The sequence below is a fragment of the Prochlorococcus marinus XMU1406 genome (genome assembly GCF_017696055.1).
Classification (GTDB): Bacteria; Cyanobacteriota; Cyanobacteriia; order PCC-6307; family Cyanobiaceae; genus Prochlorococcus_A; species Prochlorococcus_A marinus_W.
In genome coordinates this window covers 218,461-231,490 of record NZ_JAAORG010000003.1, presented here as the reverse complement: position 1 = coordinate 231,490, position 13,030 = coordinate 218,461, and the positions used below count along the sequence as shown (strand labels likewise).

The window sequence follows — 13,030 nt, the reverse complement described above, 5'->3', positions numbered from 1 at the left end:
ATTTTTATATCTGGATTAAATCTAAACTTTTAGTCAAACTTAGGCAAATTGAGCATTTGTTTTTTAAACAAAGTGATACTTAAATTTAAAAATAATTATAGTAAATGTTGCCTGATTACCATTTTATTTATTTGTGTTTTTCAGAGTCAAAGTGTTTTTGCATCTAGAGAGCCAAGAATTAGAGTTTTGATATCAAAAAATAACAATTTAAGGATTAGATCAGATAGATCAATTCCTTTAATCATAGAGGGGGAATTTTTTTCAAGTAAAAAAATAAAAGGCTTAACTTTGAAAAATGAGAAAAATAGAAAAATTTTATATTTTGATAAAAATAAACAAAAAAAATATGACTTAAAAAATAATCAACAATTTCAAATTAGATCTTTTGATGGAAGAGGTATATGGGTAGGTCAGAAAAGATTTTCTGGTAAGCTTAATCTCTTCGTACTTGATTCTGAAATATTAGTAGTGAATGTTTTAGGAATAGAAAAATACTTAAGTAGTGTAGTGGGCTCAGAGATGCCAACAAAATGGCCTATTGAAGCATTAAAAGCACAAGCAATTGCCTCAAGAACTTATGCTTTAAAGCATAAGGGAAATAATTTATTTGATATAGATTCAACCCAGAAAAACCAAGTCTATAATGGGCTGGAGTCCAGAACTTATAAAACTATCAGAGCCGTTAAAAGTACTAGATCTTTAGTTTTGACGTATAAAAATAAATTAATTAATGCTTTGTTTCATAGTAGCTCAGGTGGAATGACAGAAAATAGTCAAGATGTATGGAAGAATAAATATCCATATTTATCAAGTGTGAAAGATTTTGATAAAAATAATCCAAAATTTAGATGGCAAAAAAAAATTTCGAGTAATGAATTAATAGATTTATTCCCCAAGATTGGAGGTTTAAAAAATATAGAGATACTAGATATTACTAGTACAGGGAGGGTAAAAAATGTAAAACTTATTGGGGTTTATGGTTCTGATCAAATATCTGGGGTTGTTTTAAGAAAAAGATTAGGTCTCAAAAGTAATTTTGTGAGATTTAAATTTTTTGAGGAAGAATTAAACAATAAATTTCCTTCAAAAAAAGGTTTGATAGTTTTTGGTCAGGGATCAGGTCATGGAGTAGGAATGAGTCAATGGGGTGCTAAATATCTGGCGTCTAGAGGCCAAAAAGCTGAAAGAATATTAAAGTATTTTTATAGGGGAGTGCAAATTAAACCTTTTAGAAAAGATTACCTATAGAAGTTATTTAGCATTAAGAACTAATTTTGGATTAATGTTAGATTGATCCTTATTTAAGAAGCCAATCCCCAGCAGTATTTGTTTTTTATCTACTACTTTTATGGGTTTTTTATAATCAAAAGACTTACTTTCCTTTAAGTAATTAATATCAACTTTAATTGCTCTTCCTGTTTGCCAAAAATTGATTTGTTCTTCACTACTTAAGACAAATGATGAAATGTGTTTAAGAGCAGAAATTGTTGGGATAATTAAATTTTTTGAGTTTTTTTTTCCTTTTTCTTTTTCGATATCAGATATTTTTATCGAGTTTTGTTCATCAAAGCCACAAGCTGAAATTCTTTTTAGTTGTAGAAGGCAACCTTCGGAATTAAGAATTTCTCCTAAATCTCTTGCAATTGCTCTTATATATGTGCCAGCTGAACATTTGATTTTTATTTCTATGATTCCGTTTATTTTGTCCCATTTCATTAAAGTAAGTTCGCTTATTTTTACTTCTCTTGGGGCCAATTCAAAATTTTCATTCCTAAAAGATTTTTTATAAGCTCGCTCGCCATTGACGAGCACACTTGATACTTTCGGCGGAATTTGTTTAATAATTCCTCTAAATCTATTTAAATATTGATCTAATTTTTCATCACTAATCTTAGGCCAACTTTTTTGATTAATTATGTCTCCATGAATATCATCAGTGTTAGTTCTCATCCCTAATTTAATTTGACCTATGTAAGTTTTACCCTGAGGAAGATATTGAATAAATCTTGTTGCACTTCCTACAGCGATTGGTAATGTTCCAATAACTTCTGGGTCAAGAGTTCCTGTGTGCCCAACCTTTTTTGTATTTAGTAACTTCCTTATTTGCTTGACACAATCATGAGACGTACAGCCTTTTTCTTTATTAATTACTAAGAATCCATCTTTAGTTTCCATTTTTAATATTAAGAATTCTTTGAGAAAGATTTATGCCCATTCTATGATTTTGTTATTGGAAATTTATAGTAAGAAATTGAAAAACAATAATTTCATTTTAAAAGAGTTTTTAGACAATGCTTTTAATTTGAAATCACATTTAATGGAATACTTATCTATTAGGGAATGTGATTTAGATGGATTCCTTGCAAATGCAAAAATGAATTTGGCAAATTCACATCCTGGGGATGCTTTGAATGAAGTTTCAGATTTTTATACTGAGATTGTAGGAGATAGGCATGTAGCTGATTTAGCTGCTTGGCATATCACAAGTAGGGACTACATCGCTGATACTTTAAAACTTCAGCAGAGATTTTCTAGAGATTTAGTTTTGGATTTTGGAGGAGGTATTGGTACGCATGCCTTAGCTAACGCTATGTCTTCAAAAGTTGAGCATGTTTTTTTTGTAGATATTAATCAAACAAATAGAAATTTTGTTGAATACAGGGCTAAGAAATTAGGAGTCGAAAAAAAAATTTCTTTTTGCAAGACAATTCAAGATACACAACTATTGAAATTTGATACGATAATTTGTCTTGATGTTTTGGAACATCTTGCAGATCCAGCCTCTCAAATTATTACTTTCAATGAGATTATGGATAGCAATTCTATTGCTCTATTCAATTGGTATTTTTACAAAGGAGATGATAATGAATATCCGTTTCATATCGACGATAGTCAAATTGTTGAAAAGTTTTTTGAGACTCTTCAATTAAATTTTTTAGAAGTATTTCATCCTATTCTTATAACTACAAGAGCTTATAAAAAAGTTAGATAACTATATTGACTCTTTTTCTATTTCTTAAATTTCTTTTGATGCTTTCAAAACTTACCGTTCCTTCTTTTAGTGCAAAAAGAGTATCGTCTTTACCTTTCCCGACATTGATCCCAGGCAAAAAGGATGTACCTCTTTGGCGAATGAGAATTGATCCAGCAGTTACTTTTTCTCCTCCATAAGCTTTAACACCCAATCTTTTAGAGTTTGAATCTCGACCATTTCTAGTAGAGCCTGTTCCTTTTTTATGTGCCATTAGAAATGTTTAATTTGTAGATTTTTCGGATTTTGGTTTAGTTTCCTTTTTGACAGTTTCTTTTTTTGAAGAAGACTTAGGAGCGCCTTTACCTATTGATATAGATCTTACCATAACTCTTGTAAGTTCTTGTCTATGTCCCATTTTTCTTCTTGTCTTTTTTTTCGGACGCATTTTGTATACAAGAATTTTCTTATCTCTTTTATGGGAGACTACTTCTAATTCAATTTTTGCATCCTTAACGTAAGGTTTTCCAACAGTAATAGAATCTTTGTCTTTTAAAAGTAAAACTTTTTCTAGTGTTATCTTATCTTTCTCTTTTGCATTTAACCTATCTATGTCATAGTATCTATTAACTTCGAACCAAAATTGTTGACCTGAAGTTTCCGCTATTGCATACAACTCATTACTTTCAGAAGAATTGTTTGAGGATTTTTTAGAATTTGTCATATCTTAAAGACGCTACTAGGCTCAAATTAATAATTTGATTAAGCCTAATAAGCAATCATAATTGTTTGTTTATTTTCTTATTTTGTAGTGTAATAAGTCAAGGGTTGTTTTAAATCTTTTATATCAATTCAGGAACTATAAAACTATGGCAGCAAGGAAAACATATATTTTAAAGCTCTATGTTGCTGGAAATACTCCTAATTCGATGAGAGCTTTAAATACCTTAAGAGAAATTTTAGATAATGAATTCAAAGGAGTTTATGCTTTGAAGGTTATCGATGTACTTAAGCAACCACAACTTGCAGAAGAAGATAAAATTTTAGCCACTCCAACTTTAGCTAAAATTTTACCGCCACCAGTTAGAAAAATAATAGGTGATCTTTCAGATAGAGAGAAAGTTTTAATTGGTTTAGATCTACTTTTTGATGAATTAACTGAAACTGAATATAGTGGAGATAAATAATATATATAAAACTTTTAAAATTAAAAATTAATTTTATTTTTCTTTAATTAGCACAAAACTATGAATGATAAGAAATTTGGCAAATCAAATAAAATGCAAGTACAAAAATTACCAACTGGAATTGAAGGTTTTGATGATGTTTGTCGGGGTGGATTGCCTGTATCTCGAAGCACACTCGTTAGTGGTACCTCAGGAACTGGTAAAACTGTTTTTTCTCTTCAATATTTACACCATGGAGTTTGTAATTTTGATGAGCCTGGAATCTTCATAACATTTGAGGAATCACCTTTAGATATTATTAGAAATGCTGCAAGTTTTGGTTGGGATTTACAAGAATTAATTGATCAAAATAAACTTTTTATTTTGGACGCATCTCCTGATCCTGATGGTCAGGATGTGGCGGGGAACTTTGACTTGTCCGGTCTTATTGAGAGAATTAGTTATGCAATTAGAAAATATAAAGCTAAAAGAGTTGCAATAGATTCAATAACTGCTGTCTTTCAACAGTATGATGCTATTTACGTTGTTAGAAGGGAAATATTTAGATTGATAGCAAGATTAAAAGAAATAGGTGTGACAACTGTTATGACTACTGAAAGAGTGGATGATTACGGACCAATTGCTAGATATGGTGTAGAAGAATTTGTATCTGATAATGTTGTCTTATTAAGAAATGTTCTTGAGTCAGAGAAGAGAAGAAGAACTCTAGAAGTTCTGAAGTTAAGAGGTACTGTACATATGAAAGGTGAATATCCATTTACTATGGGAATGGATGGAATAAGCGTCTTTGCTCTAGGAGCAATGAGATTAACGCAGAGATCATCAAATATTAGGATTAGCTCTGGAGTTAAAGATCTCGATGATATGTGTGGTGGAGGATATTTTCAAGATTCCATAATTCTCGCTACTGGAGCTACTGGTACAGGCAAAACAATGCTTGTATCAAAATTTGTTGAAGATGCTTATAACAATAATGAAAGAGCAATACTTTTTGCATATGAAGAATCTAGGGCTCAGTTGCTTAGGAATGCGACTAGTTGGGGTATAGATTTTGAAAAAATGGAAAGTGATGGGTTATTGAAAATTATTTGTGCATATCCTGAATCAACTGGTTTAGAAGATCACTTACAAATTATAAAAACGCAAATTAATCAGTTTAAACCAAAAAGAATGGCAATTGATTCTTTATCTGCATTAGCCAGAGGCGTAAGTTTGAATGCATTTAGACAGTTTGTAATTGCAGTTACTGGTTATACAAAGCAAGAAGAGATAGCAGGCTTTTTTACCAATACGGCAGAAGAATTTATGGGAAGCCACTCTATAACTGATTCTCATATTTCAACAATTACAGACACGATATTGTTGCTTCAATATGTAGAAATAAAAGGTGAGATGGCGCGAGCTTTAAATGTTTTTAAAATGCGGGGATCATGGCATGATAAACGAATAAGAGAATTTATTATTACGAATAGTGGACCAGAAATAAAAGATTCTTTTTCAAATTTTGAACAAATATTTAGTGGTGCCCCTCACAGAGTTGTACCTGATCAAAATGTTCAAAATGTTTTTAAAGGATTAGAAAATAATTAGATAACTTCTCCAATTTCAGAACCTGAAAACGCATCTGAATTATTAATAGATTTTGTCAATAATTCATCTTTATCTGATTGTGCTAAGGCTAAGTCAAACCAGAAAGTTGTTCCTACTCCTAATTCACTAGCCATACGAATTTCCCCACCATGTTTTTCAATTATTCCTCTCACTATAGATAAACCTAAACCGGTACCTTGCTCAGTATGAACCGAATTCTCTACTCTATAAAAACGATCAAATATCTTTTCTTGATCAGATTGAGATATTCCTGATCCAGTATCAGCAATCTCAATTCTTACTTTTGGAAGTGGTGAAACCAATTCGCATTGAGGGGCTGCATCATTTTTAATAATTGGAGGAAAAGCAGGGCAGGAATCTGGCCAAGTATAAGCTCTTATAATTAGGGAGCTGTTTTTCGGACTAAATTTCAATCCATTACCAAGCAAATTATCAAAAACCTGTAGAAGTAAATCAAAATTTCCAAGAATTAGGGGAATAGTTTCCTCTATATCATGAGCTAATGAAACATTTTTTTCTGTAGCATTAAGTCTATAATTTCTCAGAGTTTGTTCTATTGCAGGTTTTATATCCATTTGCTCTAGTTGAATAATTTTCCCAGACTCCAATCTTGATAAATCTAAAACATCATTTACAAGTCTTGTTAATCTATCAGTCTCTGAATTTGCAATTCCCAAAAATTCTATTTGTTCTTCATCAGAAAGCTGATCTTTTAAATCATGTAAAGTCTCTACATAACTTTTGATATTAAAAAGTGGTGTCCTTAATTCGTGCGAAACATTGCTAATAAATCTATTTTGTGCCGCGTTAAGTTCAACTTCTCTAGTTAAATCTTGGATTGTCACTGCAATTCCTTTTAATTCAACTTTGTTTGTGTCTAAAACTGATTGCAAGACAATTCTCAAGGTTCTTGCTGGTTCTCCTAAACTGAATCTTAAATCGTCCTTTTCCTTTTCCCTGTTTAAGATACATTCAATATTCGTATGTAAGTCGTTAGATAAAATTTCGGGAATTTCATTTAAAAAATCTTTACCCTCTAAGGATCTCCCTTCCCAACGAAATAGTCTCTTCGCTGTTGGATTAGTAAGTACAATCTTGCCTTGTGAGTCCAATAATATGGCACCATCGGCCATGGTAGCTATTAGGGATTGCTGCTTGATTTGCGCCGCTTTTAGTTCTTCTATATTAGCTTCGTCATAATTTTCTAGCTGTGTGGCCATTCGGTTAAATCCATTTAAGAGTTCTCCTAGATCTCCTGTCATGGGTAAAGAAATTCTGGATTTGAAATTTCCTCTCGAAATTTCTCTAACACCTCTTACTAACTCTCTGACGGGTCTTGTAATAGTAAGTGCATTAAATACAGCTCCAAGTATTACCAAAACCCAAATAGAGATAAATACTGCAATGGTTACTTCTCTAGTTAAGGCAGCACTGGCTAGTGCTTTTTTATTAGGGGTGACTCCCAAAGCTAAAGTTCCAAGATATTTGCCTTTCCATAACATCGGGACAAATACATCTGTTACTTGACCTTGAGGTGTCGCATGCTGCCTGACTAATGGGAATTGTGGCCTCTTCTTTAATTCTGAGGGTAGTTTTAGTCTTCTAGTGAGCTGAAACTGACTGTCTGAGCTTGTTGGTGTTGCACTGATCGGTATTCCAAGTTGAACAATATCTTCATCATCAGTAAAGAATATATAACGCAGGTTTCGACTTGATCTCCAAAACTTTTCAGCTACATTTGAAATTTCTTTCTTTTGGTTATTAGCGACTAATTCTGTAACATTCCCAGATAACAATAAGCCAAGATCTCGTGCATATCTTGTATCGTTCATTCCTGCATCTCTTTGAATACTATTTAGTGCAAAAAAAGTTATTCCTGTCATTAGTAGGCTTACGACAAGAGTGGCTATAGCTAACAACTTTGTTCTTAAACTGAACCCACTCCACCATGCGAGAAGTCCATTAATCCAATAGTTATTATTCATATCTTCATCGTCAGTGATGTTATGTTTTCTACTTCCTCGATTATTGGTATCCACCATAAGCTTAATTTTTCTTAGAAAAGTTTTTTCTGACTTGATGACCTATATCATTTCTAAAATAAATACCCTCAAAATGAATTTTTTTTAAATTTTTGTATGCTTTTTCAAAAACCATATCGAAATCTTTATCTTGACAGACAATACTTAAGACTCTTCCTCCATCAGTTAATAATTTCCCATTTTCGCTTAAAGAAGTACCTGAGTCGAAAATTTGGCAATCATTTGAGTCAATATTACCTATATTTATTTGAAAGCCAACTTTATATTCGTGAGGATAACCTTTGGAGGTAGCTATTACGCAACCACTAACCTTATCAGAATTATTAATTTTTTCATCACCAGTTAAAGTTCCCATTGAGCATTTTTCTAAAAGAAATACAAAATTTTGATCCATTAATGGCATTATTGTTTGGCATTCTGGATCACCAAATCTGCAATTATATTCTATAACTTTGGGCCCTGATTCTGTGATCATTAACCCAAAGTAAATTACTCCTCTATAGTCAATATTTCTTTTATTTAATTCATTTATTGTAGGTTCAATTATCTCGACGATAATTCTATCAAGGTAATCTTTTGTTAATAATGGGGCAGGAGAATAAGCTCCCATACCTCCTGTATTTGGACCTTTATCTTTTTCATTAAGTCTTTTGTGATCTTGGGCGGTTGGAAGTAATGTGTATCTCTTCCCATCGCATAAAGCAAAAACTGAAACTTCTGGCCCTTGAATTTTTTCTTCTAAAACAACTACATCCCCAGATTTACCAAATTTACCATTGAAAATTAACTCTGCGGCTTTAAAGCATTCATTTTTTGAATTAGGAATAAAAACACCCTTACCTGAAGCTAGACCATCAGCTTTTACCACCAGTGGAAACGGTGATGCGTTGATAATTTTTTTAGCTTCTTCAAGAGAATTGACTTTCCAAAAGTTTGCAGTTGGAATATTTGCATCTTGCATAAATTCCTTTGCCCAAGATTTGCTAAACTCTAATTTTGCTCCATCTTTATTAGGACCAAATACTTTAAAATCTTTTTCTCGAAGAAAATCAGCTAATCCACTTGCTAGAGGTATCTCTGGTCCAATTACAACTAAATCTATCTTAAAGGAATGAAGTTTTTGGATTAGTTCATTTTTATTATCTATATCAATTTTTATTCTTTCGCATTTATTTATTCTTTCTGATCCAGCGTTACCAGGCATTAAATAAACTTTCTTAACTAATTCATTTTTTTGAATAGCCCAAGCCAAAGAGTTTTCTCGCCCGCCATTTCCGATTATTAAGACGTTTTCTAATCTAATAAAGCTCCTGGAACTTGGTGAATGAATTCCCATATATTTGTTTTTTAAGGTTATGAGGTTTCGATGAATAATCAGTTAAAATAAAATAAAATCATTTGAAGTTGATCTTTAATAATCATGTTAATTACAAAAAGTACTTTAGGAATTATAAAGAGGTTTTAAATTAATGAACAATAAATATGAATTGATTTATGAAGGCAAAGCAAAAAAAATATTTTCTCATGATGATGTACATAAAGTAAAAATTGAATTTAAAGATGATGCTACAGCTTTTAATGCGTTAAAAAAAGAAAAATTTGAAGGCAAAGGCAAACTTAATTGCTTAATAAGTGCAAAAATTTTTGAGATTCTTATTAAGAAGAATATCCCTACTCATTTTATTGATCTTGAAAATGAAAATACAATGATTGCAAAAAAAATAAACGTAATTCCATTAGAAATTGTTTTAAGAAATATTGCTTATGGTTCTTTATGTAAACAAACTACTATTAAACCTGGAACTTTCCTGTCGAAACCATTAATTGATATTTATCTAAAGAATGATGAACTTAATGATCCCCTTATTACAAAAGATAGAATTGAATTAATGAATATATTAAGCTCTCATGATTTAGAGTTAATAATAACTTTAACTTTAAAAATTAATGAAATCCTGAAAAGTTTTTTTAAAGATATTAAACTGCAACTTGTGGATTTCAAGTTGGAATTTGGTTATGATTATAGGAATAACATTCTTCTCGGGGATGAAATAAGTCCTGATAATTGTAGATTGTGGGATCTAAATCAAAAAAATGATACAATTGTAAGCCTAGATAAAGATAGATTTAGGAATGATTTAGGTGGTCTAATTGAAGCTTATAGTGAAATTCACAGGAGAATAAATGATTTTCATTAATCTAATTGAATAAATAATGTCTTATTTATCTTGATCAAAATTACTATGCAAAAACATTTTTTAAAATTTGGAAAGGTTTTCACAAATGTTGCCTGTTCACCCTTGATTTTGATATCAAATAATTCAGAACTTGCTGCAAAGTATTTGCCAAATGACGTTGATCAATCAAAAACAACCTTAGAAATACCAAAAATTAATATTGATTTATCCCAAAGGATTGTTTTAAAAAAAGAGAAGAAATTAATTCTTGCAGAAAATAATAATAATATTAATGAAGAAAGTGTTCTTATCTCAGAAATAATTATCGAAGGTTGGGAAAATCATCCTGAGGGTAGAAAACTTGAATTGGCTGCTTATGACTCTATGACCATAAAGCCTGGAAGTATTGTTGATAATCGAATTTTAAATCGAGACCTAAATGCAATATATGCTAGTGGTTGGTTTTCAGGAGTTAAAATAAAGTCTCAAGAAGGGCCACTAGGGGTGAGGCTAATAGTAAATGTAGTGCCTAATCCAATTTTGAAGAAAGTTGAAATTAAACCCAAAAACTCTGTAATATCTAATGAATACGTAGATGATATTTTTAATAATTATTATGGAACAACTCTTAACTTAAATGAATTTCAAAATAAGATTGATGTAATTAAAAAACGTTATGAAAAAGAGGGTTATTCTTTAGTTAGAATTAATGGCCCCGATAGAATATCTAATGACGGAGTAGTAACATTAAAAGTTTCTGAAGGCATCATATCTGACGTAAAAATAAGATTCCCAGATTCTGATGGTGAATTTGTTATTGATGGAAAACCTAGGAAAGGGAAAACAAAAGACTGGGTTATAAAGAGAGAATTAAAAACACAACCTGGTTCAATATTTAATCGGAAAATTTTAGAAGCTGATATCGGTAGACTTTATGCCACATCATTATTTGATGATGTAAAGGTTTCTCTTGGTCCTGACAATTTAAATCCTGGTCAAGTTATAATTTTTTTAGATTTGAGCGAGCAAAGAACAGGATCATTAACGGGTGGACTAGGTTATAGCAATAGTTCAGGTATCTTCGCCTCAATTGGTTTGCAGGAAACAAATGCACTAGGAAGAGCATGGTCTACAAATTTAAATCTTAATTTCGGAGAATATTCAACTACTTATAATTTTTCATTATCTGATCCATGGATTAAAGGAGATAAACATAAAACATCTTTTAGAACAAATATTTTTTTAAGTAGAGATTATCCACAAGAATTTAAAAGTGAAAATAATGGTAGCATATATGCAGTAGATGATACTAGTGCTACAAGCTCTGATACTTTTTCATCAATAGTTTTAGAAAAAACAGGAGGTGGATTTTCCTTCTCAAGACCATTAAATGGTGGAGATCCTTTTAAGGTTGCTAAGTGGAGAGTTCTTGCAGGAATGAATTTTAAGAAAGTAAAGATGATTGATGGTGATGGGCTCAAAAAACCTTATGGTGATAGGACTCCAACAACAGCAAATGACAATGATATTATCTGTATTGGATTTACTCCAAATGATGGTTCATGCCCTGTAGAAAATACACTAGTGAGTTTTATCGCGAGTACTTCTAGAAATAATTTGAACAATTCCATCAACCCAACTTCAGGAAATAAATTTAGCTTTGGTACCGAACAATTTGTTTCAATGGGGAAAAACTCTCCAACTTTTAATAGAATGAAGGCCTCATATGCTTTTTTTATACCAACAAAATTAATAAATTTAACTAAGGCATGCAAGTCTAGCGATGCTACAAGTGAAGACTGTCCTCAAGCTATTGGATTTCAATTTAAGGCGGGAACTATTATTGGGGAATTGCCTCCTTACGAAGCATTTTGTATGGGAGGAACATCATCTGTTAGAGGTTGGGGATCTTGTGATTTGGCTGTAAGTAAAAGTTTTGTTGAGGGCACAGCAGAGTATAGATTTCCTGTTTGGAGAATGATATCAGGAGCTTTATTCGTCGATGCAGGAACTGATCTAGGCTCTCAAAAGGAAGTTCCTGGAAAACCAGGAAAATTATTGCAGAAATCAGGTTCTGGTTATTCCCTTGGAGGAGGAGTTGGGGTTAAAACACCAATAGGTCCATTAAGATTAGATGTTGCTAGCAAGGACCTAAGTGGAGATTGGAGATATACACTTGGAGTTGGATGGAAGTTTTAAGTGTTTTCTTGGCCTGCTAATTATGATTCTTGCTATACCTTGGCTGGTAATATCTCCAGAGAGGGTATAGGTCTACACAGTGGTGAAAAAACAAAAGTTACTATTTCTCCTTATGACAAAGAAGGATATTATGTCTCTTTTAAGGACAAACCTAATGAGATTTTTAAGTTAACTCAAGATTTAATTGGAAGTACGATGCTTTGTACGGCTGTTAAATTAGGGGGGAGAAATTTGTATACTATCGAACATTTATTATCTTCGATGGCAGGGTGTGGGTTAAGTTTTATACATATTCAAGTTGATGGGAAAGAGATTCCTCTTTTAGATGGATCGTCAATCCAGTGGGTTAGAGATTTTGAAAAAGTTGGGATAAAAAAAGCACCTAGACCTGATAATTTCTTTCGAGAGATAAATAAATCAATAATTTTAAATAAAGAAGGCTCAGTTATAGCAGCAACGCCTTGTGAAAGAACTACCATAATATCGACTATAAGTTTTTCCTATAAAGCAATCGGAAATCAAACTTTTGTGATTGATTTAAATCCAAAAAGTTTTGTTGAAATGATTGCTCCTGCAAGAACATTTGGGTTTAAAGATCAATTTCAAGAGTTAAGTGAACTAGGATTAATAAAAGGCGGAAGTTTGGAAAATGCACTTGTTTGTGATGGTGATAAATGGGTTAATCCACCATTAAGATTTGATAATGAACCAATAAGACATAAAATTTTAGACCTAATTGGGGACTTGGCTTTGGTAGGGTTACCTAAGGCTCAAATTTTAGTTTATAAAGGATCACATTCTTTAAATGCTTTATTGGCCCAATCGCTAAAAAATTAAATTTAT

General features: G+C 31.7%; 12 protein-coding genes. 7 read left to right on the top strand and 5 right to left on the bottom strand.

Features of this window, described 5'->3' with window-relative positions; genetic code table 11:
* Positions 1 to 72: 72 nt before the first annotated feature.
* The gene (locus HA149_RS07565) at positions 73 to 1,248 is read left to right on the top strand and encodes a SpoIID/LytB domain-containing protein (RefSeq protein ID WP_209114530.1); all 1,176 of its coding nucleotides are present in this window, start codon (positions 73 to 75) and stop codon (positions 1,246 to 1,248) included.
* Between the two features lie 3 nt (positions 1,249 to 1,251).
* Here HA149_RS07565 and truB read toward each other — a convergent pair whose 3' ends face one another.
* Positions 1,252 to 2,175, bottom strand: coding sequence for a tRNA pseudouridine(55) synthase TruB (truB, locus tag HA149_RS07560; RefSeq protein ID WP_209114527.1), 924 nt, complete (start codon positions 2,173 to 2,175; stop codon positions 1,252 to 1,254).
* A 142-nt stretch (positions 2,176 to 2,317) separates the two neighbouring features.
* On the opposite strand from truB, the gene HA149_RS07555 reads away from it, so the two are divergent.
* Positions 2,318 to 2,992 (top strand): class I SAM-dependent methyltransferase, encoded by a 675-nt coding sequence (locus tag HA149_RS07555; protein ID WP_209114525.1) that lies wholly within the window; start codon positions 2,318 to 2,320, stop codon positions 2,990 to 2,992.
* Here the strand turns inward: HA149_RS07555 and rpmA are convergent.
* Together rpmA and rplU are read right to left on the bottom strand one after the other, a co-directional pair.
* On the bottom strand, positions 2,985 to 3,245 hold the full coding sequence (gene rpmA, locus HA149_RS07550; RefSeq protein WP_011863458.1) for a 50S ribosomal protein L27: 261 nt from the start codon (positions 3,243 to 3,245) through the stop codon (positions 2,985 to 2,987). The genes HA149_RS07555 and rpmA overlap by 8 nt on opposite strands.
* 9 nt (positions 3,246 to 3,254) lie before the next feature.
* The gene (gene rplU / locus HA149_RS07545; RefSeq protein ID WP_209114523.1) at positions 3,255 to 3,695 is read right to left on the bottom strand and encodes a 50S ribosomal protein L21; all 441 of its coding nucleotides are present in this window, start codon (positions 3,693 to 3,695) and stop codon (positions 3,255 to 3,257) included.
* A 145-nt stretch (positions 3,696 to 3,840) separates the two neighbouring features.
* Between rplU and kaiB the strand changes: the two genes are divergently transcribed.
* Together kaiB and kaiC are read left to right on the top strand one after the other, a co-directional pair.
* Positions 3,841 to 4,158 (top strand): circadian clock protein KaiB, encoded by a 318-nt coding sequence (kaiB, locus tag HA149_RS07540; protein WP_025913788.1) that lies wholly within the window; start codon positions 3,841 to 3,843, stop codon positions 4,156 to 4,158.
* Between the two features lie 60 nt (positions 4,159 to 4,218).
* Positions 4,219 to 5,748: a circadian clock protein KaiC gene (gene kaiC / locus HA149_RS07535; RefSeq protein ID WP_209114521.1), complete on the top strand. Its 1,530-nt coding sequence runs from the start codon at positions 4,219 to 4,221 to the stop codon at positions 5,746 to 5,748.
* Here the strand turns inward: kaiC and HA149_RS07530 are convergent.
* A complete protein-coding gene (locus HA149_RS07530; RefSeq protein ID WP_209114518.1) occupies positions 5,745 to 7,811 on the bottom strand; it encodes a HAMP domain-containing sensor histidine kinase in 2,067 nt (688 codons plus the stop codon). The two genes, kaiC and HA149_RS07530, sit on opposite strands and share 4 nt — an antisense overlap.
* A gap of 4 nt (positions 7,812 to 7,815) precedes the next feature.
* Entirely contained in the window at positions 7,816 to 9,147 is a 1,332-nt protein-coding gene (gene purD / locus HA149_RS07525; RefSeq protein WP_209114516.1) for a phosphoribosylamine--glycine ligase, read from the bottom strand.
* A 133-nt stretch (positions 9,148 to 9,280) separates the two neighbouring features.
* Between purD and purC the strand changes: the two genes are divergently transcribed.
* The 3 genes from purC to lpxC are packed head-to-tail and all read left to right on the top strand — an operon-like array spanning position 9,281 to position 13,024.
* A complete protein-coding gene (purC, locus tag HA149_RS07520) occupies positions 9,281 to 10,009 on the top strand; it encodes a phosphoribosylaminoimidazolesuccinocarboxamide synthase (protein ID WP_209114514.1) in 729 nt (242 codons plus the stop codon).
* Positions 10,010 to 10,054: 45 nt separating this feature from the next.
* Complete coding sequence (locus HA149_RS07515) at positions 10,055 to 12,187, top strand: BamA/TamA family outer membrane protein (RefSeq protein WP_209114512.1); 2,133 nt, start codon at positions 10,055 to 10,057, stop codon at positions 12,185 to 12,187.
* Entirely contained in the window at positions 12,188 to 13,024 is an 837-nt protein-coding gene (gene lpxC, locus HA149_RS07510) for a UDP-3-O-acyl-N-acetylglucosamine deacetylase (RefSeq protein ID WP_209114510.1), read from the top strand.
* Positions 13,025 to 13,030 lie beyond the last annotated feature (6 nt).